Origin of the sequence: Seonamhaeicola algicola, assembly GCF_007997385.1 — a bacterium.
In the GTDB taxonomy this organism is placed as follows: domain Bacteria; phylum Bacteroidota; class Bacteroidia; order Flavobacteriales; family Flavobacteriaceae; genus Seonamhaeicola; species Seonamhaeicola algicola.
Genome location: NZ_VOSC01000033.1, coordinates 172031 through 198440, shown reverse-complemented (window position 1 = coordinate 198440; position 26410 = coordinate 172031). Strand labels below are relative to the sequence as shown.

At 31.9% G+C, this 26410-nt stretch carries 24 protein-coding genes; 16 read left to right on the top strand and 8 right to left on the bottom strand.

Features of this window, described 5'->3' with window-relative positions:
- The first annotated feature begins 31 nt into the window (after nucleotides 1–31).
- The 7 genes from FUA26_RS14625 to FUA26_RS14595 all read left to right on the top strand — a co-directional run bounded on the left by FUA26_RS14625 (nucleotide 32) and on the right by FUA26_RS14595 (nucleotide 9079).
- Entirely contained in the window at nucleotides 32–1243 is a 1212-nt protein-coding gene (locus FUA26_RS14625) for a glutamate-5-semialdehyde dehydrogenase (RefSeq protein WP_262712140.1), read from the top strand.
- 25 nt (nucleotides 1244–1268) lie between these two features.
- Nucleotides 1269–2030, top strand: a complete 762-nt coding sequence (gene proB / locus FUA26_RS14620; protein ID WP_147137771.1) for a glutamate 5-kinase — start codon at nucleotides 1269–1271, stop codon at nucleotides 2028–2030.
- A 104-nt stretch (nucleotides 2031–2134) separates the two neighbouring features.
- Complete coding sequence (locus FUA26_RS14615) at nucleotides 2135–3076, top strand: N-acetylornithine carbamoyltransferase (RefSeq protein ID WP_147137768.1); 942 nt, start codon at nucleotides 2135–2137, stop codon at nucleotides 3074–3076.
- Between the two features lie 71 nt (nucleotides 3077–3147).
- A complete protein-coding gene (argB, locus tag FUA26_RS14610; RefSeq protein WP_246109151.1) occupies nucleotides 3148–3945 on the top strand; it encodes an acetylglutamate kinase in 798 nt (265 codons plus the stop codon).
- A 2-nt stretch (nucleotides 3946–3947) separates the two neighbouring features.
- Complete coding sequence (locus tag FUA26_RS14605) at nucleotides 3948–5009, top strand: M20 family metallo-hydrolase (RefSeq protein WP_147137762.1); 1062 nt, start codon at nucleotides 3948–3950, stop codon at nucleotides 5007–5009.
- Nucleotides 5010–5094: 85 nt separating this feature from the next.
- The gene (gene argH, locus FUA26_RS14600) at nucleotides 5095–6372 is read left to right on the top strand and encodes an argininosuccinate lyase (protein WP_147137759.1); all 1278 of its coding nucleotides are present in this window, start codon (nucleotides 5095–5097) and stop codon (nucleotides 6370–6372) included.
- Between the two features lie 64 nt (nucleotides 6373–6436).
- Complete coding sequence (locus FUA26_RS14595; protein ID WP_147137757.1) at nucleotides 6437–9079, top strand: ATP-binding response regulator; 2643 nt, start codon at nucleotides 6437–6439, stop codon at nucleotides 9077–9079.
- Here FUA26_RS14595 and FUA26_RS14590 read toward each other — a convergent pair.
- The gene (locus FUA26_RS14590; RefSeq protein ID WP_147137755.1) at nucleotides 9063–9746 is read right to left on the bottom strand and encodes a LytR/AlgR family response regulator transcription factor; all 684 of its coding nucleotides are present in this window, start codon (nucleotides 9744–9746) and stop codon (nucleotides 9063–9065) included. The genes FUA26_RS14595 and FUA26_RS14590 overlap by 17 nt on opposite strands.
- A 114-nt stretch (nucleotides 9747–9860) precedes the next feature.
- Between FUA26_RS14590 and FUA26_RS14585 the strand changes: the two genes are divergently transcribed.
- Both FUA26_RS14585 and FUA26_RS14580 read left to right on the top strand, forming a co-directional pair.
- Nucleotides 9861–11357, top strand: a complete 1497-nt coding sequence (locus FUA26_RS14585; protein ID WP_246109150.1) for a vanadium-dependent haloperoxidase — start codon at nucleotides 9861–9863, stop codon at nucleotides 11355–11357.
- A gap of 22 nt (nucleotides 11358–11379) precedes the next feature.
- On the top strand, nucleotides 11380–11817 hold the full coding sequence (locus FUA26_RS14580) for a doxx family protein (protein ID WP_147137752.1): 438 nt from the start codon (nucleotides 11380–11382) through the stop codon (nucleotides 11815–11817).
- Between the two features lie 99 nt (nucleotides 11818–11916).
- Here FUA26_RS14580 and FUA26_RS14575 read toward each other — a convergent pair whose 3' ends face one another.
- The 4 genes from FUA26_RS14575 to FUA26_RS14560 all read right to left on the bottom strand — a co-directional run bounded on the left by FUA26_RS14575 (nucleotide 11917) and on the right by FUA26_RS14560 (nucleotide 17085).
- Nucleotides 11917–13404, bottom strand: coding sequence for a cellulose synthase family protein (locus FUA26_RS14575; protein WP_147137748.1), 1488 nt, complete (start codon nucleotides 13402–13404; stop codon nucleotides 11917–11919).
- Complete coding sequence (locus tag FUA26_RS14570; protein WP_147137745.1) at nucleotides 13404–14093, bottom strand: glycosyltransferase family 2 protein; 690 nt, start codon at nucleotides 14091–14093, stop codon at nucleotides 13404–13406. Before FUA26_RS14570 ends, FUA26_RS14575 begins: the two co-directional genes overlap by 1 nt.
- Nucleotides 14094–14182: 89 nt before the next feature.
- A complete protein-coding gene (locus tag FUA26_RS14565; protein ID WP_147137742.1) occupies nucleotides 14183–15775 on the bottom strand; it encodes a 4Fe-4S binding protein in 1593 nt (530 codons plus the stop codon).
- A 2-nt stretch (nucleotides 15776–15777) separates the two neighbouring features.
- Nucleotides 15778–17085 (bottom strand): NAD(P)/FAD-dependent oxidoreductase, encoded by a 1308-nt coding sequence (locus tag FUA26_RS14560; RefSeq protein ID WP_147137739.1) that lies wholly within the window; start codon nucleotides 17083–17085, stop codon nucleotides 15778–15780.
- A 203-nt stretch (nucleotides 17086–17288) separates the two neighbouring features.
- On the opposite strand from FUA26_RS14560, the gene FUA26_RS14555 reads away from it, so the two are divergent.
- The 7 genes from FUA26_RS14555 (at nucleotide 17289) to FUA26_RS14525 (ending at nucleotide 23203) form a co-directional block, all read left to right on the top strand.
- Nucleotides 17289–17999, top strand: coding sequence for a DUF547 domain-containing protein (locus tag FUA26_RS14555; protein ID WP_147137736.1), 711 nt, complete (start codon nucleotides 17289–17291; stop codon nucleotides 17997–17999).
- Nucleotides 18000–18022: 23 nt separating this feature from the next.
- Nucleotides 18023–18937 (top strand): hypothetical protein, encoded by a 915-nt coding sequence (locus tag FUA26_RS14550; protein ID WP_147137734.1) that lies wholly within the window; start codon nucleotides 18023–18025, stop codon nucleotides 18935–18937.
- A 71-nt stretch (nucleotides 18938–19008) separates the two neighbouring features.
- Nucleotides 19009–20010: a glycoside hydrolase family 113 gene (locus FUA26_RS14545; RefSeq protein ID WP_147137731.1), complete on the top strand. Its 1002-nt coding sequence runs from the start codon at nucleotides 19009–19011 to the stop codon at nucleotides 20008–20010.
- Nucleotides 20007–20741, top strand: a complete 735-nt coding sequence (locus FUA26_RS14540) for a hypothetical protein (RefSeq protein WP_147137728.1) — start codon at nucleotides 20007–20009, stop codon at nucleotides 20739–20741. Before FUA26_RS14545 ends, FUA26_RS14540 begins: the two co-directional genes overlap by 4 nt.
- Complete coding sequence (locus tag FUA26_RS14535) at nucleotides 20741–21997, top strand: POTRA domain-containing protein (RefSeq protein WP_147137725.1); 1257 nt, start codon at nucleotides 20741–20743, stop codon at nucleotides 21995–21997. The genes FUA26_RS14540 and FUA26_RS14535 overlap by 1 nt, the downstream gene beginning before the upstream one ends.
- Nucleotides 21998–22067: 70 nt before the next feature.
- Nucleotides 22068–22799, top strand: a complete 732-nt coding sequence (locus FUA26_RS14530; protein WP_147137722.1) for a metallophosphoesterase family protein — start codon at nucleotides 22068–22070, stop codon at nucleotides 22797–22799.
- Nucleotides 22800–22933: 134 nt separating this feature from the next.
- Entirely contained in the window at nucleotides 22934–23203 is a 270-nt protein-coding gene (locus tag FUA26_RS14525) for a DUF1456 family protein (RefSeq protein WP_394344186.1), read from the top strand.
- A gap of 32 nt (nucleotides 23204–23235) precedes the next feature.
- Here the strand turns inward: FUA26_RS14525 and FUA26_RS14520 are convergent, their stop codons facing one another.
- The 3 genes from FUA26_RS14520 to FUA26_RS14510 form a co-directional block, all read right to left on the bottom strand.
- Nucleotides 23236–24759, bottom strand: coding sequence for a carboxypeptidase-like regulatory domain-containing protein (locus tag FUA26_RS14520; RefSeq protein WP_147137719.1), 1524 nt, complete (start codon nucleotides 24757–24759; stop codon nucleotides 23236–23238).
- Nucleotides 24760–24837: 78 nt separating this feature from the next.
- A complete protein-coding gene (locus FUA26_RS14515; protein WP_147137716.1) occupies nucleotides 24838–25563 on the bottom strand; it encodes a TIGR04283 family arsenosugar biosynthesis glycosyltransferase in 726 nt (241 codons plus the stop codon).
- Entirely contained in the window at nucleotides 25556–26407 is an 852-nt protein-coding gene (locus FUA26_RS14510; protein WP_147137713.1) for a DUF547 domain-containing protein, read from the bottom strand. Before FUA26_RS14510 ends, FUA26_RS14515 begins: the two co-directional genes overlap by 8 nt.
- Between the last annotated feature and the right edge of the window lie 3 nt (nucleotides 26408–26410).

Here is a 26410-nt window from a genome sequence, read left to right as displayed (position 1 = left end):
CCGTTTTAAAAATTGTACACTTAGGCGAACTATAAAAAGAAAAAAACACATGAATACCTTACTATCTATTGAAAAAAGAAACGCTGTTTTATTACGAATGGCAGAACTTTTAGAAGAAGAAAGGCAAGAAATTATTAATATTAATAAAACCGATTGCGACGCTTACAAAGGCGATGATATTTCAATGTTCGATCGTTTAAAAGTGAATGATGCTAAGGTTGATGAAATGATTAAATCTGCAAAGCATTTAGCATCGCAAGATGATCCAGTTGGGGTTGAGCGCTTTAGCTTTAAACACGAAAACGGCATGCAAGTATATAACAAAACAGCATCGTTTGGTACGGTTTTAATTATTTACGAATCGCGACCAGATGTAACGGTTGAAGCTGCTGGAATTGCATTTAAATCGGGTAACAAAATTTTACTAAAGGGCGGTAAAGAATCCTTACGCTCTAACTTAAAAATTGTAGAGTTATGGCACCAAGCTTTAAAGGAAAATGAAGCATCAACCGATTGGGTAGAATATCTTCAGTTTAACAGAACCGAAACCCAAGCGTTTTTAGAAAACCCAACACAGCAACTCGATTTAATTGTGCCACGTGGTGGCGAACGTTTAATTGCATTTACAAAAGAACACGCACGTTGTCCTGTTATTGTAAGTGGTCGTGGTAATAATTTTGTGTATGTGCATAAGGAAGCCGATTTAGATATAGCTATTGATGTTATACTTAACGGAAAATCTAAAATTTCGGCATGTAATGCCGTTGATAAGGTGTTGATTGATAAAAATCTTCCGAATAAAAGTGAATTTGTTGCGCAATTAATTTCAAAATTAAAAGATTCAAAAATTGAAGTTTTAGGTGATGCTGAAGTTGCAAAAGCACACGGTTTAGAAAGTATAACTTCTGATGCTATTTGGTACGAGGAATTCCTAGATTATAAAATTTTAATAGGTGAAATTGAGAATAATGAAGCAACCATCGCCATGATAAACAAATATTCTGGTGGACATTCTTCATCTATCATCACTAAAAACGAAAGTGAAGCTAAAACCTTTATGGAAAATGTTGATACTGCTGCGGTGTATCACAATGCTTCAACACGGTTTACAGATGGTGGACAATTAGGTTTAGGTGGTGAATTGGCGATTAGTACAGATAAATTACACCAACGCGGACCAATAGGGTTACAGCATTTAGTAACCAATAAATGGTACGTACACGGTACAGGACAAACAAGATAAGTCTTAATTCAGACTTTAAAAATAAATGAAAAAGAAACGCATTTTATTAAAAATAGGTTCTAATACACTTACTAAAGAAACCGATAATTTATCGCGTGGAAAAATTGAAGATTTAGCAAATCAAATAGCAAAACTTCAAAAAGATTACGAGTTTGTAATTGTGAGTTCGGGCGCTATTGCTGTCGCGAAACAGTTTGTGAAATTAGAAAGTAAACAAGAAGACGTTTTTGTAAAACAGGCGCTAGCTTCTATTGGTCAGCCGCATTTAATTCGTATTTATCAAGAAATATTTCGTGAATATGGCTTACTAACCTCGCAGTGTTTGCTGTCCTATTCCGATTTCGAAAAAGAAGAAAGCAAAGTAAATATTGTAAACACCATTAATGTATTGGTAAACAATAATTACATTCCTATTATAAATGAAAATGATACGGTTGCAACCGATGAAATTAAATTTGGCGACAACGATAAATTAGGCGCTTTAACAGCCTCGTTAATTGAAGCCGATTTGTTTATAATTGCCACAAATACAAACGGCATTTATACCAAAGCTTCTATGGAAAACGGAACGCCTGAAACCATTGCTTTGGTTGAAAATTTTGAAGATTTAAAAAACGAAGTTGTAAATTCTAAATCGTCACACGGTAGCGGAGGTATGCAATCTAAAATTGAAGCCGCTTCGGTTGCCAAAAATGCCAATATTGAAACTTGGATTGTAAATGGTCTTGAAGATAATTTTATAAAAAATGCCATTGAAAATAAAGTGCCATTTACAAAAGTTAAGTAGAAGAGTTTAAATAACACCGTCATTACGAGCCATAGCGTAGTAATCTTTTTAATGTAAAAGAAGAAGTTGTATCTCTTAATGCCAATTAGTTTTAAAATAAAAAAATGAAACATTACACATCAATAAACGATATCGATAACATCGATTCTTGGATTGAAGAAGCCAAAGCGCTCAAGCTAATGCCGTTAAAACATATAGATTTAGGAAAAAACAAAACTTTAGGTTTGTTGTTTTTCAATTCTAGTTTACGTACGCGCTTAAGTACGCAAAAGGCAGCTTTAAATTTAGGAATGAATCCTATTGTAATGAATGTTTCAGGTGATGCTTGGGGTTTAGAGTTTGAAGATGGAACGGTTATGAATGGCAACACTGCCGAACATATTAAAGAAGCCGCGGCAGTAGTTTCGCAGTACTGTGACATTATTGCGGTAAGAGCATTCCCAACGTTAACCGATAAAGCTAAAGACGAAAGCGAACAAGTTTTAGAGGCCTTCAAAAAATACGCGTCTGTGCCTATTGTAAACATGGAAAGTGCCACAGGGCATCCGTTACAGGCTTTAACCGATGCGATAACTATTTCTGAGTTTTCTAAAAAGAAGAAACCAAAAGTAGTTTTAAGTTGGGCACCACACATTAAGGCATTGCCACATGCGGTAGCAAATAGTTTTACACAGGCTATGCAAAAAATGGATGTAGATTTCGTGATAACTAATCCTGAAGGCTATAGTTTAAGTCTTGAAATAACAAAAGATACGCCTATAATTCACAACCAAGAGGAAGCCTTTAAAGATGCCGATTTTGTATACGTAAAAAACTGGAGTTCGTATGAAGACTATGGGAAAGTGGAAAATAAAGACCCCAATTGGATGATTACCAAAGAAAAATTAGGCAATGCTAAGTTTATGCACTGTTTGCCAGTAAGGCGAAATGTAATTGTAGAAGATGCGGTTTTAGATAGCGATAGTTCAATTGTTATTCAACAAGCTAATAACAGAACCTATGCAGCGCAATTGGTGTTGAAAAAAATATTGGAGAGTAATAAATAAAACGTCATTGCGAACGTAGTGAAGCAATCTTTTTGATATGAAACAGATTACTTTGTTGTAAACTACTTGTAATGACAATGAACAAAAACATGAAAGAAAAACTATCCATAGTAAAAATAGGAGGAAACATCATTGAAGATGCCAATGCTCTCAATGCATTCCTTAAATTGTTTTCAAAATTAGAAGGTAAAAAAATATTAGTACATGGTGGTGGCAAACGCGCTACAAGTATAGCTTCTAAATTGGGTATAGAATCTAAAATGGTAAACGGTCGTCGTATTACTGATGCCGAAACTTTAGAGGTTATAACTATGGTTTATGGTGGTTTAGTAAATAAAAATGTGGTAGCTAAATTACAAGCGCTAAATAGTAATGCTATAGGATTAACTGGAGCAGATGCAAACAGTATCACGTCTATTAAAAGACCAGTAAAAGATATAGATTTTGGTTTTGTAGGCGATGTGAAACACGTAGCGCATAATGCTGTAAATAAATTAATTCAAGCCAATTTTACGCCCGTATTTTGTGCCATTACCCATGATGGAAACGGTCAGCTGTTAAACACCAATGCAGATACCATTACAAGTCAAGTAGCGGTTGGCATGAGTGCTTTATATGATACATCAATTTATTATTGTTTTGAATTAAATGGTGTTTTAGAAGATATTAACGATAAAAACTCTGTAATAAAACAAATTGATACCAATATTTATAAAAATTTGCTAGATAAAGGTATTATTGCAGATGGTATGTTGCCTAAATTAGAAAATTGTTTTGATGCCCTTAAAGGAGGTGTTACTAATATTCACATGGGGAATACATCAATGCTCACACAAGAAAATGACAATTTTACAACCATAACCCTGTAAATATGATTCAGGAATTAACCCAAAACGCCATTGCGCTTTTAAAACAGCTTATAGAAACCCAATCATTTTCTTCCGAAGAAAACGAAACCGCGTTACATATTGAAGCTTGGTTTAAGCATCAAAATATAGATTATAAACGTACCAAAAATAACGTTTGGGCGGTTAATAAATACTTTACAGAAGGTAAGCCAACATTGTTGCTTAACTCGCATCATGATACGGTTAAGCCAAATTCTGCCTACACCAAAGATCCGTTTAAAGCCATTGTTGAAGATGGAAAATTATTCGGTTTAGGTAGTAATGATGCCGGCGGTTGTTTGGTATCGCTATTGGCAACCTTTGCCTATTTTTACAATAAAGAACATTTAAAATATAACTTAGTAATTGTCGCTTCCGCGGAAGAAGAAAGCAGCGGGCCAAATGGACTTAATAGTATGTTAAGTGTCATTCCAAAAGTTGATGTGGCTATTGTTGGAGAACCAACACTTATGAATTTAGCCGTTGCAGAAAAAGGGCTTGTGGTTTTTGATGCGGTTTTAACAGGAACACCAAGTCATGCCGCACATCCAAACGATGATAATGTTATTTATAAATCAATAGAAGCCCTACAATGGTTTAAAGATTATAAATTTGAAAAAGGTTCTGAAGCTTTAGGCGATGTGAAGCTAACGGTTAGCCAAATAAACGCAGGAAAACAACATAATGCGGTGCCTGCCGATTTAAAATTAGTGATAGATGTTCGTGTAAACGATGCTTACACTAATGCCGAAATTGCAGAAATTCTACAAAACGAAGCACCGGTAACAAGCATTACTCCAAGAAGTTTAAGATTGAATTCGTCATCTATTCCAGTAGATCACGATTTGGTAAAAGCAGGCATAGCTTTAGGAAGAACAACTTATGGTTCGCCAACATTATCCGATCAAGCAGTATTAAGCTGCCCTAGTTTAAAGTTAGGACCAGGAGATAGTACACGCTCGCACAGTGCAGATGAATTTATTTATTTAAACGAAATAGAAGAAGGCATTAAAATATATATTGAATTATTAGAAAAAGTATTATAAACTAGTTGATAGTTTATAGTTGTTTGTTTACGGTGTGCACCTTTTAAACCAATAACTAGTAACTAAAAACTAATAACAAAATAAAATGAAACTCTGGGATAAAGGCATATCAATAGACAATAAAATAGAACAATTTACAGTTGGTAATGATCGTGAAATAGATATTCACATTGCTAAGTACGATGTTATAGCCTCAAAGGCGCATGCTAAAATGTTGCAAAGTATAGGTATTTTATCGGCTGAAGAATTGGAGCAACTATTAGGCGGATTAGAAGTTTTAGCAGCACAAATTGAAGAAGGCTCTTTTGTTATTGATGCACAGTTTGAAGATGTACATTCTAAAATAGAATTTGAATTGACTAAAACGTTAGGTGATGTTGGAAAGAAAATACATACGGCGCGCTCCAGAAACGATCAGGTTTTAGTGGCTTGCCATTTGTATTACAAAGAAAACTTGCAGTTAATTAAACAAAAAACTAAAACTTTTTTTGATACGCTTTTAGGTTTAGCAGAAACGCATAAAGATAAATTATTACCAGGATACACGCATTTACAAGTGGCAATGCCATCATCATTCGGGTTATGGTTTTCAGCGTATGCAGAGTTAATGATTGATGATGTGTACTTGCTAAATGCAGCTTTAAAAACAGTAGATCAAAATCCGTTAGGTTCGGCAGCTGGTTATGGTAGTTCGTTTCCTATTGATAGAGAATTAACTACAAAAGAAATGCAGTTTTCAACCTTAAAATACAATGTGGTTGCTGCACAAATGGGGCGAGGTAAAAATGAGCGTACTATTGCTGCTGCTTTGGGAAGTTTGGCTAATACACTGTCTAGGTTTGCAATGGATGTATGCTTATACATGAGCCAAAATTTCGGCTTTGTAACGTTTCCTGATGCATTAACTACCGGAAGTAGTATTATGCCTCACAAAAAAAACCCTGATGTTTTTGAGTTAATTCGCGGAAAAAGTAACAAAATACAAGCGCTTCAATCAGAAATGGTATTAATTACCAATAACTTACCAAGTGGTTATCACAGAGATTTTCAGTTGTTAAAAGAAAACATGATTGCTGCTTTTGAAGAGCTGAAAGATATTTTAGATATTTTTAACTATGCTATACAACAGGTAATAATTAAAGATATTGATTTGAATGACGATAAATACAAATACCTTTTTACTGTTGATAATATAAATACGCTAGTTTTTGAAGGCCAGAGTTTTAGAGAGGCTTATCAAAAAATTGGTGGGCAAGTGCAAGACGGTAGTTATGTTCCTGATACATCAAAACAACACACACATGTTGGTAGTATTGGTAATTTAAGTTTAAATAAAATAAAGGCTAAGTTTCCAGAGATTTAATTCATAAATAAAACTTTTAAAGTAGCCTAATAATTAATTAAATTGCTTAGCAATTTTTAATTACATGCGTGAAAACAGGGTAAAGCAGGCACAAAAAGGCAGCATAATAAATTTTAAAAAATCAATAGTCTTTAAATCGGGTATTGTTTTTGTAACTATTATGTTGTTCGTGCTTTTTGTGTCTGGTTATCTTATTAATAAAAAAGCCACTACCGTAATAAAAACCTATAATCAAGATAGGTTAATTCATGTTTCAAATATTTTAGAGAAATCTTTTTACTCCATGTTGAGTGAGGTTGAAAATGATATTTCTTTTCTTTCAAAAAACATTCATATAAACAACAATTTTCAACCTAAAACATTAGATACTTTCTTTTATTCAATTTTAAGTGAAAAGCCTAATTACTTTCAAATTAGGTTGCTTGATGTTAATAATAATGGTTTAGAAATAGTAAAGTTTATAAAACAAGATGAGTTGGTTGAAAAAATACCCAAAACCAATTTACAGTTTAAAGGTGCTAAAAAATACGTTACCAGTGCTTTAAAAGTTAAGGCACCATATTATTTTTCTGAAATAAATTTAAATGAAGAACATCAAGAAATTAGCAAACCTTACAGGCCAACCTTAAGGGCAATTGGTAAATTATACAATACAAACAATACACTTAAATATTTAATAATTATAAATGTAGATGTAACATCATTTTTTAGTGATATTAAAGAAATTAGCAAACAAGATATTTTAAATGTAGTTATTGATGTTGAGGGCGATTATAAATACCATGAAAATTTTAATTTTTCCTTTGGAAAACAACGAAATACAGGTAGTAATTTCTTTAATAATTATAAGGTAAAGCCATCTATATTACAAAATAATAGTGGTAAAACCTTGGTTGATACAAATAATCAAGTTTTTTTATATCATGTTAAACCTATTCAGTATTCATCGGGTTTAAACACCTTGTATTTAATAACATTAGCAAATGAAAAGGCCGTTTTAGCTAACGTTAATAGCGTTAATACATATTCATTGTTAACCATTGTTATTATTTGTGTTGTATTATTGCTTTTGGTGTGTTTTTATGCTTATTATTTTATTTTAAAATTACAGAAAGTAACAACAGCTATAAGTAACTATGCTGAGGCTGATGTATATGAAAATCAGTTAGCTGAAATAAAAAACAGATCAGATGAAATAGGTTTGTTAAGCAATGCTTTTTTACAAATGAAGGCGGAAATTGATGCTGGTTTCAAAAAGTTAAAAATTGCATTGCAAAGAGAAAAAGAAGCGGTTGAAGATAAAAAAGTGTTTCTGCAAAATATGAGCCATGAATTAAGAACACCGTTAAACGCTATTTTGGGCTTAGTTTACTTACTAGATAAAAATAAACCTTCGGCAAAAGCTACACCTATTATAAATGCTTTAGGCAGAAGTGCTAATAATTTAAAAGGGCTTATGCATGATATTCTAGATGAGCAAAGTTTATTAGAAGGAAAAATTAAGCTAAACCCAACACAATGTAATATTAATGAACTACTAGAAACTATAATTTCAAACTATACATTTGATGCTGTGAAAAAAGGGTTGAAAATAACTTTAAATACAGATGAATTAATAAGAACAAATAGCTATATGCTTGATGTTTTGCGTTTTGAGCAAGTGGTAACAAATTTATTGGTTAACAGTATTAAATATACATTACAAGGTCAAATTGAAGTAGGCGGTAGTATTAAAAATAATAACTTAATTGTTTGGGTAAAAGATACTGGTTTGGGTATAAAACCAGAAAATTTAAACAAAATTAAAAACCGATTTTACAGAGAAAACACCAATAAAATTAAACGTGAAGATAGTTTTGGTTTGGGGCTTTCAATAGTAAAACAAATTATAGATTTGTTTAAAGGAGAATTACAAGTGCAATCTGTTTTTGGCAAAGGCTCAACTTTTAAGTTTATTATGCCAATAGAACAGGTAAAAGTGAAGAAAAATAAAGAAGAAACACAAACTTTTTTATACCCAACTGATGTTAAGCTGTGTAAAATACTTCATATTGAAGATGATGTACCTTCTCAAATTCTTATAAGCAATGCTTTCAATGCTTTATCAGTTGAGGTTGTTGCCATTAATGATTTTGAAATTGTAAACGAGGTTTTAAGTACTGCCAATTTCAATTTAATTTTATCAGATTTAATGTTAGATTCAAAAAATATAATTACACACATCAACTCATTGTCTGCTAAAATAACTACACCTATTTTAGCGTTTTCAGCACTAAGTAGTAAAGATGTTGAAACGCTAAAAGTACCTTATATTCAAAAACCAATACATTTAAACGCGTTAACAGACTGTGCTATTGTTTTAATGTTAAAACATACATATAACACACCTAAATTGGAAAATATTTATGAGCAATATGATTTTAATAAACAAAAAATAACCAATTATTTAAATATACTAAATAAAGAATTTGATGTTTATTTAAAGCGCATTACAGTTGTTTATAAAAGTAAAAATAATGAAGAATGGTTAGCTATAAAACATAAAATTATAACACACCTAAATTCTTTAGAGTTGTTTCAAATGAAAACATTATTTACTGATACTATTGAAGATGTAACACCACAAAATTTCACAATTTTAACTAATGCTATAAAATATATACAATGCTATTTACGTAATGAAATAAGGCTTAGTTTAACAAGTTAAGCTTTTGTAAAAAAGTAGTTTCAAAAGTTTTACTTAAAGGTACGGTGTGGTTGCTTATTTTTATGCCATCAGTAGTTACTTTATCTACTTTGTGTAAATTAATTATGTATGATCTATGCGTTTTAAAAAAGTTGCTATCTAATTTAGGGGCAATATCTTTCAAAGTCATAAGTGTCATTACTTTCCTGTTTTCCATTACAAATTCTAAATAATTACCAGCAGATTTTATAAATAGAATTGTGTTACTATGAATTTTAGTTAGGTTTGTACCCTCTTTAATAAAAAACGAATCATCTTTAGTGTAGTTATGTTTTGTTTCAGTGCTTTTTACTTTAAGAATGCTTTTATAAAATCTGGCAAATTCAATAGGCTTTACCAAATAATCTATAACCTGATTAAAATTGTATGACTCATAACCAAAATCTTTGTTTGATGTAACCATAATTACAGGAGTTTTGGTATCAATTACAAATAAAATTTCTTTTCCGGTTATATCAGGTAAATCATAATCTAATAAAATTAAATCAAAGCTACTTTGGTTAATTAAATTAATAGCCTCAAAGCCAGAGTTTGTAATAGTAGCATTAATGTTCATATTTAGTTTGCTACAAAAATGCTCTAAAAGGTCGCATACCAAAGGATCGTCATCAATAATTAAAACATTCATATAACGTTTGTCAATTAGTTATTAAGTTTCGTCAATTAATATAGTGATTTCGTGTAAAAAACAAATTATAGAATCATTTAAACAGTAATATTGGTGTAAACTAAACTAACTTAAATGAAACTAAAATTACAGCACTTATGTGTATTAATGGTGTTTTTATGTCTTTTTTCTCACTGCAAAAACACCCCAAAAAAAACAGAAACAGTAAATATTGAAGTTGAAAATGAGCCTAAAGGCGAAAACAATGTAGCGTACCAATGGGCGTATGTGGCTTTAGAGGCTACTGCTAATGATACCGATATGTTTAAGCCAAGACCTACTATTACATCAAGGTTTTTAGGATTAATTTTCACATCAATGTTTGATGCTTGGTCACGTTACGACGATAAAGCAATACCGGTATATTTAAAAAATGTTGATAGATGCCCAACCAACAAACAAACATTAAAAAATAAAGAAATAGCTATTAGTTATGCGGCTTATGGCGCTTTAAAAGAATATTACTTTTCAGATAGTTTAATGTTTAGTAATAAAATGAAGGCGTTAGGGCTAGATCCAAACAATACATCTTTAGATCCTCAAACACCAGAAGGAATAGGTAATTTAGCAGCTAAAATGGTTATAGAATCTAGAAAAAATGACGGATCTAATCAATATGGAGCGGTTGAAGGTTCTAACGGAAAACCATATTTTGATTACACAGGCTATAGACCTGTTAATGATCCAGATACTAATGTTGATATAAATAAGTGGCAACCAAAATATTTTTCAGACGGAAAAGGCGGTAGGTTTGCTCCAGGTTGTTTAACACCTTATTGGCAAAAGGTTAAACCACTTTTATTAAAATCGTCAGATCAGTTTCGTCCTGGTCCGCCACCATTAGTAGGTTCTGAACAATTGGAAGAAGAAATAGCTGAAGTAGTAGAGCTGCAAGCTAACTTAACACCAGAAAACAAAGCATTAGTTGAATTTATGCGAGATGGCCCTAAATCAGTTCAACAAGCTGGTCATTGGTTAAAGTTTGCGCAAGATGTATCAAGACGTGATAAAAATACTTTAGATGATGATGTGAAAATGTATTTTTTAGTAGAATCTGTTGCTATGGACGCCTTTATAGCATGTTGGGATTCTAAAATGTTTTATGATTTTGCGCGTCCGTATGCATTGGTTCATAAATATTTTGAAGATAAAGATATTAAAGCTTGGGGCGGTCCTGAAGTAGGAATGACAACATTAAAAGGACAGTTCTGGAGGCCCTATTCGCCCGATGTATTTTTATGTCCGCCATTTCCAAGTTACGTATCAGGGCATAGTACCATTAGCGGTGGGTGTGCAGAAGCTTTAAAGTTATTTACAGGGAATGATTTTTTTGGAGAAGAAGTTACACTTATTCCTGGAGCATTAACAGAACCCGATAACTTAGAAGATCCGGTAGTTCTTAAATTTCCAACTTTCACAGAAACAGGAGAAATGGCTGGTATTTCAAGAGTAATGGGAGGTTATCATATTCAAGCAGATAATATTGAAGGCTTAGAGTTGGGTAGAAAAGTAGCAAGGTATAATTATAAAAAGTATTTAAATTTAATAGGAAATGATGCAAATGCACAGTAGTTTTATAACCAAAAAGTAGTATATGACTAGAATTTTGTTAAAATTTGATAGAGAAAGAATTTTAGCTATTAGTGTGGGCGTAGTTTATTTATGGTTTGGAATGCTTAAGTTTTTTCCTGAAGTAAGTCCTGCTGAAGATTTGGCAAAAGAAACAATACAATTTTTAACGTTTGCTATGTTACCCAAAAACCTAGGCTTCTTACTACTTGCAATTATTGAAGTAGCTATAGGTTTGTGCTTGGTATTTAAAGTAAAGCCTAAACTAGTTATTTTGGTAGCCATAACACATTTGGTTTTAACGTTTGTGCCATTAATATTTTTTTCTCATTTAATATTTGGCAACGTTCCATTTTCACTAACTTTAGTTGGTCAATATGTAATTAAAAATATTATAGTAATAAGTGCGTTAATGGTTATTTATCCAACAGAACAATTGCTGTTAAACAAAGAAAATATTTAGTAAGAAGCTATTGCTAGCTTTAAGCGTTTTTCTGAATGTTTATATTCAATTTAGTTAATGAAAAAAACTGAAAGTTATTTAGCTTTCAGTTTTTTAAATTTAAACTTTTGAAGCAATAGACTTAAAAAACACATAGCCAAAACCAGTAAATAACATGGTGTGAAAAGGGAATAAACCAAAATCGCCCCCTTGGTCTCCAACAATAAAAGCACTGTACATACCAAAACCAAAGTAAAGCATTAAAATACCTTCAAAAATTACATTAACTGATGGTTTCTTTTTTATGTATTTATTGTTTTTCCAAGAGTCTTTTAAATTGTTAATATTAAATTTAGGTGTACGAATAAATGCCGATTTTTTACCTAAATGACCTTCTAACACAGCAATAGAATTATGTAATGAAAAACCCATAGCTATTGAAAAAAACACAAAAAACATACCTATATAGCCCATGAAGTTTTTAATGCCTTTACCGTAAATATTACGGTACATAACCCAGTAACAAATAAAAAATATAACAGTACTTATTACAAAAAAGCTCATGGCCAAAAAGTAGTGTTTTAAATGGGCGTATTCATTTTTAATATAAAGCATTGGTATACTTAAAATAGCAACAATAAGTATGTTTAAAAACATGGTGCTATTTAGTAGGTGCAGCAAACCATGTACTTTAGTTTTAGCCGAAATATTTTTATTTTTTATAACACGCCACAGCATTTTCCTAAAATTCTCTGCACCACCTTTGTTCCATCTAAACTGTTGTGAGCGTGCAGCACTTATAACAACAGGCAATTCAGCGGGTGTTTCAACATCTTCTAAATATTTAAACTTCCAGTTTTTTAATTGCGCTCTGTAACTTAAATCTAAATCTTCGGTTAGTGTATCGCCTTCCCAATTTCCAGCATCAATAATGCATGTTTTACGCCAAATACCAGCGGTACCATTAAAATTAATAAAATGGCCTTTACTGTTTCTTCCTACCTGTTCTAGGGTAAAATGAGCATCTAAAGCAAACGCTTGTATTTTGGTAAGCAATGAGTAGTTACGGTTTATATGGCCCCAGCGGGTTTGTACTACACCAATTTCTTCATTTTTAAAATATGGTACTGTACGCTTTAACCAATCTGGTTTTGGTAAAAAATCAGAATCAAAAATGGCAATAAATTCGCCTTTAGCAATTTTTAATCCTTCTTTTAAGGCGCCGGCTTTAAAACCAGTACGGTTTGTTCTGGTAATATGCTGAATATCTAAGCCAGTTTTTTGAAGTTTGGCTATGTGCGTTGCAGTGCTTTCTACAGTTTCATCAGTAGAATCATCTAAAACCTGAATTTCAAGTTTATTTTTAGGATAATCAATAGTTGCAATATTATCAAGCAAACGTTCCATTACATACATTTCGTTAAAAACGGGTAATTGTATGGTTATAAATGGTACTTCAGAAGGATTTTCTAAATTAAACTTAGGTGCATTGTCTTTTCTTTTTGCTGATATATAGTTGAAAAGAAGGTTTAATTGTGCCAATGCATACATAAAAATAAGTAATATAGCAATGGTGTAAATAACAATGATGATGGTTTCTATAATCATTATTTAAAACTGTATTTAAATATCCAACCTAATATCTTAACGCCTGCAAATATAGCACCTTTTACGGTACCTGAAACTTTTGATACGCCTATTCGGTTTCTATATTTAACAGGAATTTCTGTGTAAGTTAGCTTTTGTTTTAAGGCTTTTAATTGCATTTCTACTGTCCAGCCATAAGTTTTGTCTTCCATGTTTAAAGCCAAAAGCTTATTGTATTTAATGGCTCTAAATGGGCCAAGGTCTGAAAATTTAGCTCCAAACATTAGTTTCATTAGGGTTGTTGCCAGCCAATTGCCAAAAATTTGTGGTCCTGTCATAGAGCCGGCTTCTCTTAGCTTTTTAACACGTGCACCAATAACAAAATCTATGTTGTTTGTAATTATTGGAGCCACAATATCAGTGAGTTGTTCTGGATAGTCTGAATAGTCGCCATCAAGAAACACAATAATATCTGGTTTTTCGGCTTTGTTAGCAATATAGTCTATACCTTTTAAGCATGCGTAACCATAACCTTTTTTATTTTCAGTTAAAACGGTAGCGCCAGCTTTTTTAGCATTAACCTCAGTATCATCAGTAGAATTGTTACTAATAACAATTACTTCTTTTACTGTTTTTGGAATGTCTTTAATAACAAGACCTATAGAATCTGCTTCGTTATACGCAGGGATAATGACATTAATTATTGGCATATGCTAATTTTGTGCAAAAGTACAATAACATATCAGTTCACAAAACAAAGAACTGATAGCTTCTTTTAAATTATTGTAAAGAATTGTAGTTATTTTTTGTTTACTAAATCCATTAAATCTACGTCGTTACCTAAAAGAACATCGGTAGGGTTTATTCTGTTTTCTAATGGGCCATTTTCTAATTTTAAAACACCTCTTGGGCAAACAGCAGAACAAATACCACAGCCTACACAACTTGCACGTACAATATTTTCGCCTTTTTGTGCGTAAGCTCTAACATCAATGCCTTGTTCACAATAGGTAGAACAGTTACCGCAAGAAATACATTGCCCACCATTAGTTGTAATTCTAAATTTTGAAAATAACCGCTGCTGAATACCAAGAATACCTGCCATTGGGCAACCCATTCTGCACCAAACACGGTTACCAAAAATAGGATAGAAGCCTGTACCTATAACACCCGAGAAAATGGCACCTATTAAAAACCCGTAAACTGAGCGTAGTTTGCTGGCTTCAAACAAAAATATTTTGTTGTTGGCTGTATTGGTAAAGTAATGTATGGCAATTAAAGCTAGTACAATTACTAAGTAGCCTATGGCGCCATAGCGTGCATCTTTAGCTAGTTCTTCTTTTTTGAAATACCAAATAGCAGCAAATAAAATACCTAAAAAAACAGCAACACCAATTAAAAACACGTCTTTTGTAAGCCAATATTTTTCAGAGTCGTAGCCTAAATATGTGCTAATAACGGCCGTTGTCATTACAACCGAAAATACTAACACCGAATAAATAACCCAGCGTTCAACTTTCCAAGCAAACATGCTTTTGTCACTTAATTGCCTGAATGAGTCACCTGCGGTTTCGGCTAAACCACCACAACCACAAACCCATGAACAATACCAACGTTTACCGTATTTATAGGTTAATATTGGTGAAATAACAAAAATGGAAAGAATAGCAAAAAGTAGAAAGGCAATACCAATGGTTTCGGCATTTATAAATTGATCTACACGCCAACCATCAAACGCGTAGTAGTTTAACGGCCACATATTTTTTAAATCGTTGTACGGCAATGAAAACGAATCGTTATTCAATCTAGACATTAATTCTGGTATTAAAAAAGCAAATGCTGTTTGAAAAAACATAACACTTACTGTACGTAGCTGCTCGTATTTGTTATGCTTGTATTTCCAAATAAATTTTATGCCAAAAGCAAAAATAGCAATGGTGTAAAGTGTGCCGTAAACAAACCATTGGCTAGCAGCATTACCACTTAAAAAATAGCTTAACGGATCAAAAAGTGCAACAATGCCTGTATTTCCGTTAGGGTTAGCACCTAAAAGTTCTTCATAAAAATATAGTATAATATAAAAACCTGTTAGTGTTATGCCTGTAATCCAGCCCCAAAAACCACGGCTAGAAATGCTTTTAAACCAAACACCATGATTTTTTATACCTGCAGGTTTATTAGCATATAAACCTTTTGAATATAAAATAACACCAGCGGTAATAGCGGCAAGTGCAATAAATAGCCATAAAGCTTTATTTTGAAAATTATTGAAAAGAGAGAAAACTATAATGGCTAGTCCGCCTAAACCAATTACGGTTCCTAATTTTTGTAGCGTATTTAACGTATCAGATGCATTGCCTGTTAAAGACATGTTTCTTTGTATGGTGCCCATAATTATTGTGTTATAGTGTTGTTTTTGTAGAATGCAGAGCGAATATCTGTTTCAAAATGTTTAAAAAATTCAGGATCGAAATTAGCTAGCTTCAAATTGTCTATTACGTAATTTACAGATTGTTTTTCTGTTAGCCATTTATCAAATACCTCATGGCGCATACGTATCCCAAAGGTATTTATGCCTAAAAATTCATTATTGTTTTTGTTGTAAGCAATGGTTACACATTTGTTACCGCTTTTATGCATCCAATGGAATTGTGTTTCATAATCTGGCTTACCTTTTGCCCCGTGTACCCAACCATAAGTTTGGTATTCAATATCTATAAATTTAGCAGAGTTAAACCAATGTCCTGGATTATATGCCATGCGGTTGCCACAAATGGTTTGTGCTAGTGTTTCACCCATCATGCGGCCCGTGTACCAAACAGCCTCAATGGGTCTGCGGTTGCCAATAGCTTCATGTTGTTCTGCACAATCGCCAATGGCATAAACATCGGCTATATTAGTTTCTAAAAAACGATTCACTTTTACACCGCGACCCAACTTAATATCAGAATTTTTTAAAAAATCAATGTTAGGAGAAACGCCAGCAGTTAAACCAACAACGTTACAGTTTATTTCTTCACCAGTTTCATCAATAATAACAGATTTTACGCAGCCATTATCATCAGCTTTAATTTCTTTTAAGTTAACGCCTAAGCGTAAATCTATGCCGTTTTTACGAATTTCTTCATTAATCATTTGGCTTTCACCGTTGGGTAAAACACCATTCCAAAAGCTATCTTCACGTACTAAAAATGTAACAGGAATATGGCGAGAATGTAACATTTCGGCTAGTTCAATACCAATAAGTCCGCCACCAACAATAACAGCTCTTTTGCAAATGTTGTTGTTAGGAGCATAGGCTTCTAAACGTTCTAAATCTTGTTTGTGGTACAAGCCCATAACGCCTTTTAAATCTTGCCCAGGCCAACCAAATTTATTGGGTTTGCTGCCTGTAGCAATTATAAGTTTATCATAATTCATTTGTTCTTTGTTAGAAAAATGAAGCGTTTTTGATGCGGTTTCAACCCTTTCTACAAATCCTTTTTTAAGTTCAATGCGGTTTTTTTTCCAAAACCAAGGCTCGTAAGGTTGTGTATGTTCAAATTTCATATGCCCCATATAAACATACATAAGTGCTGTACGAGAAAAAAAATAATCTGTTTCGGCAGAGATAATGGTTATTTTTTTGTTAGAAAGTTTTCTAATATGTCTGGCAGCCGTAACCCCAGAAATACCATTGCCAATTATTACAATGTGCTCCATTTTTTTTGAATTATGAGAATTGAGTCGAAACTAAAGATAAGAACTTAATACGGACTTTGAATTTAGAATGGTTTCAAATTACCCTTTGTTTGTAAGGTGTTTGCGTTTATTAAGACGCTAATTTTTTTTCGGGTTTTGTAAGTTAGCTAACATTTTGTTCGACTTACCAGTTGTTACTTTGTCAAAAAAATAAATTTCAAAACATGAAAAAAATACTAATTATAGCACTATTAATGGTAGGTGTAAAAGGAACAGCGCAAACAGCTAATAGCTTTTTTGAAACTGCCAATACATTTTTTAAAACCTATATAAGTAATGGTAAAGTTGCTTATGATAAATTACACAAAAACCCAGAAGATTTAAATAAGGTTATTGCATTAGCACAGGCAGTAAACGTAACTAAAAATAATGTAAATACATATCAGGCATTTTGGATTAACGCTTACAATCTTTCAGTAATAAAAGGTATAATTGATAATTATCCAACCAATTCGCCATTAGCAAATGCTGGTTTTTTTGATAAAGTGAAACACAATATTGGCGGAAAAAATATAACACTAAATGATATTGAACACAAATTGTTACGTGCACAGTTTAATGATGCCCGTTTTCATTTTGTATTGGTTTGTGGTGCCATTGGTTGCCCACCTTTAATTAGTGAAGCGTATTTGCCTTCTACATTAAATACACAAATGGATGCGCAAACAAAAAAAGCATTGAATGGTAATTTTTTAATGGTAAATATTAAAAAGAAACGTGTAGAAGCATCGCAAATAATGGAATGGTATAAAGAAGATTTTACCATGAACGGCACTACTGAAATAGACTTTATAAATACATACAGAACAGAAAAAATACCAGCTAATTTCAAAATAAAATACTTTGAGTATAACTGGCAACTTAATAAACAATAGTAAAAAAATAATTACACATACACATGAAAAAACTAATAACCATAGTATTTGTAGCTTTAGCGTTTACAGCTTTTGCACAAGAAGAAAACCAAGAAAATAAAGGGAGTGTTATTCAAACTTACACACCATCAAAACTTTTAAAAAAAGGACAATGGGATATTAAGTGGTTTAATAATTTATACACCCAAACCAAAGCAGCCGATGAAAATGGTGATGTTAGCAAAAACCTAAGTAGAGAAACTTATTTTACATCAACTTTAGATGTGTTTACTGGTGTTTCAGAAAACAGTAAGCTTAATGTAGGTGTTATTTTAGAGTTTCGTTCAAATGTAGTGGGTGATAGAAATGCGCTTGATGTTTTTAAGTTTGATGGTGAGCGCGGAACTGCACGTTCTGGTTTAACATCTATTGCGCCGGCTATAAAATTTAATCCGTTAAAAAATGTGTCAAACTTTACTATTCAAACAGCGTTACACATTCCTTTAGTAGGTAATGAAACTGAAGATGGAGTGTTTTTTGACCAAAAAGGGTTTATCTTTCAAAATAGATTTTTTTATGATTATACCTTTGGAAGTGGCGATTGGCAAATTTTTTCAGAGCTAAATACAGAGTTTAACTTTGGGAAAGAAGATGTGTACACTCCAGATTTTTCAACCTCACTTGAGGGCAGTTTTGCAAATAACAGTTTACGTTTAACACCAGGCGTATTTTTAAGTTATTTCCCAAGTAATAAATTTACAGTTTTAGCCTTGGCACAACACTCGCAGTTGCTAGATTTAGGTAATGATTTCTCTCAAGATTTTACAGCCGTTGGTGGTGGTGCAAAATACCAATTAACCAAAGTTTTAAATATTGAAGCGCTTTACACCAATTTTGTAAGAGGTAAAAGCTCTGGCTTGGGGCAAACATTTAATATAGGTTTAAGAGCCTTGTTTTAATAAATAACAGTAAAAGTTAACTTGTTTTGGGGATTAATTAATAGTACTTTAGGAGCTGTATTTTTTTTAAAATGAAAACATATAAGCTCCTAATTTTATTACTGTTACTACAATCATGTACAGCGCAAGTTGAAAAAATAAACGGTGTTAGTTTTGTAGCCTCTAAAGATGCAGTGAATGATGCACACGTAAATCCGGTTATAAACCTAAATGCTAATTATGCGGCTGTAATGCCTTTTGGCTTTATAAAAAGTTTAAACAGTACAACATTAACTTATAACACCAATAGGCAATGGTTTGGTGAAACCGCAAAAGGTGTAAAACAATATGTTGAAGCACTACAAAAACACCACATAAAAATAATGATAAAACCTCAAATTTGGGTATGGCATGGTGAGTTTACAGGGTTTATTAAAATGACTTCGGAAGCAAATTGGAAGGCTTTTGAAACATCATATTCAAAATTTATTTTAGAGTATGCTGTTTTAGCCGAAGCGGTAAATGCCGATATTTTTTGTATTGGAACAGAATTAGAAACATTTATAAAAAACCGACCCAGTTTTTGGTTCAAACTTATTAAAAAAGTAAGAGCTATTTATAAAGGAAAATTAACCTATGCTGCCAATTGGGATGAGTTTAAACGCACACCCTTTTGGGGCGCATTAGATTTTATAGGTATTGATGCTTATTTTCCTGTAAGCAATGTTAAAACACCAACTTTTGAAGATGCTATGGAAGGTTGGAAAAACCATTTGCCAGAAATTAAAGCAAAGCAAAAGGCATTTAATAAGCCTATTTTGTTTACTGAGTTTGGTTACCGAAGTGTAGATTTTTCAGGGAAAGAACCATGGAAAAGTGAACGAAGTATGCAAGGAGTTAATTTGCAAGCACAAGTAAATACCACAAAAGCACTTTTTGAAACCTTTTGGCATCAAGATTGGTTTGCTGGTGGTTTTGTGTGGAAATGGTTTATAAATCATAATCAGGTTGGGGGTGAGCAAAACCATATGTTTACACCACAAAATAAACCTGTTGAAAGGCTAATAAATTCATATTATAAAAAATACGAATGAAAAAAATAGTATACTTAATTTTAGTTTTGTTCATGGTAAGCTGCTACAGTGATGATAATGCACCACTAATTACAGATGAAGAAGCCATACTTTCAACATTTATAGCAAACAAAAAATTTATAAAAGATAATGTTATTGCATGCGCTGCTAGTGATGAGGCTGTTGCAGGCTTAATTAATGTGTATTTTTACCCTGAAGCTGGTGCTAAAGATTTTAAATTATACCAATCGGCCGCTACTGATGGTAATAATTTTTCAAAATACCAATTTGTAAAAGCAGTACCGCAACCTTTTATTGATGGTACATTGCAGCAATTTAAAGTACGCTCTACAGTTAATTGGTTTGTGGTGGTTTACATGGTAAATGAAACTGTTAAAATTTCAACACCTATACGGTCAAAAGTGTTTTCGCAACCAACAGTTTGGAACAATGCTGTAACTATAAACCAAGAGCAAATGGGAATGCCACAATTTAGTTGGCCTATTGCTGATGAAAGCTTAAATGCTATATTTTTTCAAGTTGTTACTACAAAAAACTCTGAATTCCTTTCAGGTACTTACACTCACGAAAATAAATTTCAATATTATAAATTAAATAATGTAGTTTTGAATGTAACTAACAGAACGCCACCTAACTTAATTACCAATGAAACGTATAATTTTATTGTTATGGATGTGAGTTTAGATAATTGGGTAAATACGGTGAGTAGTTCATCTTTTGTGGCAAATTAATGAGATATTTTCTTGTATTATGTATATTGTTTGTATGTGCTAAAATTGGTGCGCAAGAGTATGTTAATAGCGTAAAAGTACAAGGTAATAAAAGGCTTAAAGCATCTTTTGTTAAAAAGATAAGCACGGTTAAAGCAGGAGGCGTGTTAGATTCTTTACAGCTAAACCAAGACACGGAGTTTTTAAAACGATTACCTTCAGTATCACACGCTTATTATCAGGTTTTTAAAACTGAAACAGGTAATTATAACGTTGTTTTTAATATTGAAGAAAGTTTCACTTTAATACCTTCACCCAGTATTTATACTACAAATAATGGCGAATTTGCCTTTAGAATAGGACTTACAGAGTTTAATTTATTTGGTCAAAATATTGGTTTAGGAGCTTTTTATCAGCATGATATTTATGATTCTTATGCTATAAATTTTAGAGCACCTTTTTTGTTTTCAAATAAATTTGGACTAGCCGTAAACTTACAAGATTTAACAACTTTAGAGCCTGTTTTTTTTAATAACAGTTCAGCCGATTATAGGTATAATAACGAGTCTGTTGAGGTTTTAGGTCTTTATAAAATAAATTTTAAAAATAGGTTTGAGTTTGGTGCTACCTATTTTAGTGAAGATTATAGTTATGTTTCTGGTGTTACAAGTAGCAGTGTGCCGCAAAATTTAGAAGTAAATAAATGGTTGGCAAAGTTAATTTATGAATATAATAATTTAAGCTACCATTACCAATATGTTTCTGGGTTTAGAAGTTTGTTTAACTTTCAGTACGTTACAGCAACCAATAGTGAATTGCCTAATTTTTTTATCACTTGGAATGACTTTTTCTACTTTAAACGTGTAGGTAAAAAAGGTAATTGGGCAAACAGAATGCGTGTTGGCTTATCACAAAATGACAATACACCTTTTGCTCCTTTTTCAGTAGATAATAATATAAACATAAGAGGTGTTGGTAACACCATAGACAGAGGTACCGGTGCTATAGTTTTTAATACTGAGTATCGACATACTTTAATTGATAAAAAAAATGTTGCATTGCAAAGTAATGTGTTTTTAGATAGTGGTACGTGGCGTAACCCTGGTGGCACATTAAGCGATTTTACAAACAGCAACAACCTAAAAATATACTCTGGTTTAGGGCTCAGGTTTATTCATAAAAAAATATTTAATGCAATTTTTAGAATAGACTACGGTTTGGGGCTTACAGAAAATGCTTCGCAAGGACTTGTGTTTGGTATAGGTCAATATTTTTAATTAAATCTTAACTTTAAAAAAGCGTTGTTTTTTATAATTCTGCTATAGTTTTGCAGAAAAGTATTATAAAATGGCGCGCACTATTGCAATAGGAGATATTCACGGAGGTTTACAGGCTTTAATTCAAATATTAAATAAAATAGAAATAAAAGAAGCGGATACCCTTATTTTTATGGGTGATTATGTAGATGGCTGGAGTGAATCTGCCCATGTAATTCAGTTGCTAATTGAATTATCTGAAAAAATAAACTGCATTTTTATAAAAGGAAATCATGATGTTTGGTGTGAAAATTGGCTAAACTCAAAAGGCGTTAATGCAACTTGGTACATGCATGGTGGTAAAGAAACTATTGAAAGCTATACAAGCTTTACACCTGAGCAAAAAAAGGAACATTTAAAGTTTTTAAAAAGTATGCCACTGTATTATCTAGATGAAGAGAACAGGCTGTTTTTACATGCAGGTTATACATCACCTCATGGTATTGAAAAAGAGCCTCATAAATCTAATTTTTATATAGATAGATCGCTTTGGGAAATGGCGTTGGCTATGGATAATGATTTAGATGAATCATCAGTATATTATCCAAAAAGGCTAAAGCATTATGACGAAATATATATTGGCCACACACCAACAACCAATTTTAATATAGAAAAACCTATGAATGCTGCTAATATATGGAATGTAGATACCGGAGCCGCTTTTAAAGGTAAACTATCAGCCATGGATATTGATAGTAAAAAGGTTTGGCAAAGTGATAATTTACCAAGTTTATACCCTAATGAAATGGGCAGAAATAAGTAAACAATTCGTTTCTTATTAAAGCTTAAATTCTTCTATTTTATTCTAGTTAACTAAAAGATGTTGTTTAAAGGCAGCGTTGTTTTACTTACATTTACCAAATATTTAAAAACAACGATTTAACTTTTGTTTAAATCGTGAAAAGAAATATTATGACTAATAACGATGTCTTAAAAAAATTACGAGTTGCATTACAATTACGCGATGATGATATTATTAAAATTTTATCGCTTGTAGATTTTAGAGTTTCTAAAAGTGAGTTAAGTGCTTTTTTCAGGCGAGAAGATCATCCTAAGTATATGGAATGTGGCGATCAAATTTTAAGAAACTTTCTTAATGGTCTTGTAATTCATTTAAGAGGTCCAATGCCTGAAAACGTAAAAAAGCAAATACCTAAACAAAAATAATAGGGTCTTTTTATTCGAAAAGTATTAGTAAACTACTCAATGCTCTTAAAATCTTTTATGGCTTTGTTAGGTTCAATAACATTGTAGCCTTCCCAAAATTTTGGGTTATAATCAGGCAAATAAGTTGGGTTTACGTTAGGTTTTTCTGTAAAAGCATTAAATACTGTATTTGTAATAATGTTGTTTTCAAAAACAACTAGCTCTTTTTTCACGGTGTTAGACATTATAAAATGAACATCTGTTGATAGCTCATTTTGCTTTCTGCGCCCTTTAACATACTTGTTTTTTTCAATAATTTTTAGCGGACGTTTAATGCCAAAACTCATATTATTTTCACGTTCAGCATATTTTAAAGTATAAGCATTTTTGCTGTTTTTTGTATAAATTAAAACACCTTTATGTAAATTTTCTTGGTAAGAAATACCCAATAGGTTAAAGTTTTTTAAGCGTTTTACATTTTCATAATCTACTCTAACTATTGCAAAATCTTCAGTATTAATGTAAATAACGCCTTTGTAATCTGCACTTCTTTTTGGGGTAAAATGTAATTTATAAACAAAATTAGAGTTTAAAAATAAGTGGTCTGAAATTTCAAAATGGTATTTATTTGGCTTTTGTAAAAAGTTTAAATGCGAATCTTCAAGTAAAAAGCTATCGTTTTGTAAATTGGTTACCGTATGCTTGCGGTGTTTTAAAAAATCTTTTTTCCTATCTGCTTCTTTCTTTTTTTGTTCCGCAATAAAAGCTTCGGTTTTTTTATGGTTTTCTTTTTTTTCTGCACTATCAAAAAATGATGAGTCTATGGCTTCTTTAGTGCCAAAAATACCCGATTTAATTTTAAAATATGAATCGCGTTTTACGTGTTTTCTAAATATGGAGTTAAAACGTTCTTCTAATCCATCAAATGAAACTTCTAACTTTTTATCGTATAAGTGCGAAGCCTTAATAATGTTCAGTTTTTTAGCGGTTTCAGGGTTTGAACTTTGGTAAAAATCACCTAAAAATTCAATGTGGTCTGAAGCGTTTTTTGGCATCATTTTCATAATGTTATCCATAAATTTTTGATTTAATTCTGGTATGCTAGTTTCTTTTACTTTTATACTGTTTTTGGTAATGTTGTTAAAATGCGATTCTCTTAAAAACAACCTGCTTTTAGTATCATTTAACGGATAGTTTTTACTTAAATTCTCGTAAGCTTTTTTTATAATTTCTTTGGCTGTGTAGTTTTTGTTTGATACTAAAACTTCATCTAACTCTATAGATTTGGGAGCTAAAGTTAAAACACTATCTGTAAAGGTTAACGCTGCTATGGTTTTAGGTTTGTAGCCCATGCAACTTACAAAAATAGAGTCCTTATTGCTTAATTGTTTTTTAAAATGAATTTGAAAAACACCCTGAGAATTACTAATAACACCTGCATTTTTACTATAACTTACATTGGCAAAAGGAATGGGTTTTTGAGTAGTTGAGTCTATTAATTTAGCACTAATAGTTTGTTGAGAAAAGGAATTTGTAATGGTGATTAAGCATATAAATCCCGTAATTAAGTATTTCATGTTTTTTGATTTTGTGATGAAAATAAAACATTACAAAAACACGACTGCCTAATTAACATTTTGTTACATGCTTTTTTGCTATTTTTTAACAGCTACATGCTTTAAATAGTAGTTGTTTAACGTTTCGGCATTAGCACCAAGCCATTTTTTTAAGTGAATGTTTAAAAAATGATATTGCAAGCGCCAAACGCCATTTTTGTTATAGCGCCTTGGAGATGTTGTTAGCCATTTTTGTATAACTACAAATTGCTTTTTTTGGTAAAGTTTGGCAATAAAATCATTGTCTTCATAAACAATAAAACGTTCATTAAAACCGCCAATAGTATTAAAAAGTGTGTTAGTTACAAATAAACTTTGGTCACCACCACGGGCACTTTTCCATGAAAACTGTGTAAGCCACCCCGTAAATTTTAACCACCAATGTTGGCTGTTAAACTTCATTTTAAAACAGCCGGCTTCATTACCTTTTTCAACTTCACTTAGTATGAGTTTATCAAAGTTTTTTGGCGGAAAAGAATCGGCGTGTAAAAAATATAAAATGCTGCCTTTAGCGTGTTTAACACCTGTATTCATTTGTTTTGCACGCCCTTTGGCTGCGGTTAAAATTTTTACATTAGTTTGGTTGAAACTATTAAAATTAATAAACTGTTTTACTAAAGTAATGGTATTATCAGTGCTGCCGCCATCAACTATTAAAATGTCTTTTATGTTTTTTGTTGAAGCATTTTGAAGCAGGTGGTTTAACAATTTTTCAATAAAAGCTTCTTCGTTTAAAGTAGGTATTATTATTGAAATGTTATTCATTTAAATTCCAGTTATAATCTAAAAAACTTTTTTTGGCATTAGCCGAAATTTGCACTGTAGAGTAGGTGTTTAAAAAATCTATTAAAGAGCCGTTAGTTTTAAAATCTTTTGAAAACCACTGAAATATTTTTGAAATTTGAATAGCATTTTTTGATATAATATTTTTTGAAGTATCTAATAAAAATGCTTTTGTAGCGTTTGTTAATTGCGTTTCTAAATTTTTAGAAGTAAACGCTTTGTTTTGCAATTTAGGGCATGAAATTGAAGCGCAGTTTATAGCAAAATGAATTCTAGGTTCATCCATTTTTCGTAAAATGGCATGTTCAATCTCATCAAGATTATACCATTTGTTTCCAAATTTCCAAAGGCGTTGTTTCCATGGGTCTTTTATGTTTCTAATGCTGGTAGTTGGATAATTTCGTAAAATTAAATCTACTGTTAAAGCATTGTAGGCATTAATCCAAAAGGCCAGTTTTTCTTCTTTTGTTAGTGTTTTAAAGCTTTCATGTTTATACATTAAATTTAAAGAATATAAGTAACCATAAAAATCTTCTTGGTCTTCTTTAAATCCTATGTAATCAACATTTCCATTTGTTGAAACATGCTTTTGTAAAAGTTCATTCCATAGCTGGTGGGCACTGTATGTTTTTTTACTTAAAACCTGATTAAATTTACTTACAACAGTATCTTGATTGGTTGGGTTTTGAATATTTTTAGTAACACTATCTTGCTGTTTAGCAACTTTAACAATGGGGTTGTTAGTGTTTTTTATGGTTGTAGCTTGCTTTTTTGTTTTACAAGAAATACAGGCTACACAAAAAAGTAACATGATAATACGCGCCATAAT

Coding starts and splice junctions, on each gene's coding strand:
- proB (WP_147137771.1), top strand. CDS start 1,269: ATGAAAAAGAAACGCATTTTATTAAAAATAGGTTCTAATACACTTACT.
- FUA26_RS14615 (WP_147137768.1), top strand. CDS start 2,135: ATGAAACATTACACATCAATAAACGATATCGATAACATCGATTCTTGG.
- argB (WP_246109151.1), top strand. CDS start 3,148: ATGACAATGAACAAAAACATGAAAGAAAAACTATCCATAGTAAAAATA.
- FUA26_RS14605 (WP_147137762.1), top strand. CDS start 3,948: ATGATTCAGGAATTAACCCAAAACGCCATTGCGCTTTTAAAACAGCTT.
- argH (WP_147137759.1), top strand. CDS start 5,095: ATGAAACTCTGGGATAAAGGCATATCAATAGACAATAAAATAGAACAA.
- FUA26_RS14595 (WP_147137757.1), top strand. CDS start 6,437: ATGCGTGAAAACAGGGTAAAGCAGGCACAAAAAGGCAGCATAATAAAT.
- FUA26_RS14590 (WP_147137755.1), bottom strand. CDS start 9,746: ATGAATGTTTTAATTATTGATGACGATCCTTTGGTATGCGACCTTTTA.
- FUA26_RS14585 (WP_246109150.1), top strand. CDS start 9,861: ATGAAACTAAAATTACAGCACTTATGTGTATTAATGGTGTTTTTATGT.
- FUA26_RS14580 (WP_147137752.1), top strand. CDS start 11,380: ATGACTAGAATTTTGTTAAAATTTGATAGAGAAAGAATTTTAGCTATT.
- FUA26_RS14575 (WP_147137748.1), bottom strand. CDS start 13,404: ATGATTATAGAAACCATCATCATTGTTATTTACACCATTGCTATATTA.
- FUA26_RS14570 (WP_147137745.1), bottom strand. CDS start 14,093: ATGCCAATAATTAATGTCATTATCCCTGCGTATAACGAAGCAGATTCT.
- FUA26_RS14565 (WP_147137742.1), bottom strand. CDS start 15,775: ATGGGCACCATACAAAGAAACATGTCTTTAACAGGCAATGCATCTGAT.
- FUA26_RS14560 (WP_147137739.1), bottom strand. CDS start 17,085: ATGGAGCACATTGTAATAATTGGCAATGGTATTTCTGGGGTTACGGCT.
- FUA26_RS14555 (WP_147137736.1), top strand. CDS start 17,289: ATGAAAAAAATACTAATTATAGCACTATTAATGGTAGGTGTAAAAGGA.
- FUA26_RS14550 (WP_147137734.1), top strand. CDS start 18,023: ATGAAAAAACTAATAACCATAGTATTTGTAGCTTTAGCGTTTACAGCT.
- FUA26_RS14545 (WP_147137731.1), top strand. CDS start 19,009: ATGAAAACATATAAGCTCCTAATTTTATTACTGTTACTACAATCATGT.
- FUA26_RS14540 (WP_147137728.1), top strand. CDS start 20,007: ATGAAAAAAATAGTATACTTAATTTTAGTTTTGTTCATGGTAAGCTGC.
- FUA26_RS14535 (WP_147137725.1), top strand. CDS start 20,741: ATGAGATATTTTCTTGTATTATGTATATTGTTTGTATGTGCTAAAATT.
- FUA26_RS14530 (WP_147137722.1), top strand. CDS start 22,068: ATGGCGCGCACTATTGCAATAGGAGATATTCACGGAGGTTTACAGGCT.
- FUA26_RS14520 (WP_147137719.1), bottom strand. CDS start 24,759: ATGAAATACTTAATTACGGGATTTATATGCTTAATCACCATTACAAAT.
- FUA26_RS14515 (WP_147137716.1), bottom strand. CDS start 25,563: ATGAATAACATTTCAATAATAATACCTACTTTAAACGAAGAAGCTTTT.
- FUA26_RS14510 (WP_147137713.1), bottom strand. CDS start 26,407: ATGGCGCGTATTATCATGTTACTTTTTTGTGTAGCCTGTATTTCTTGT.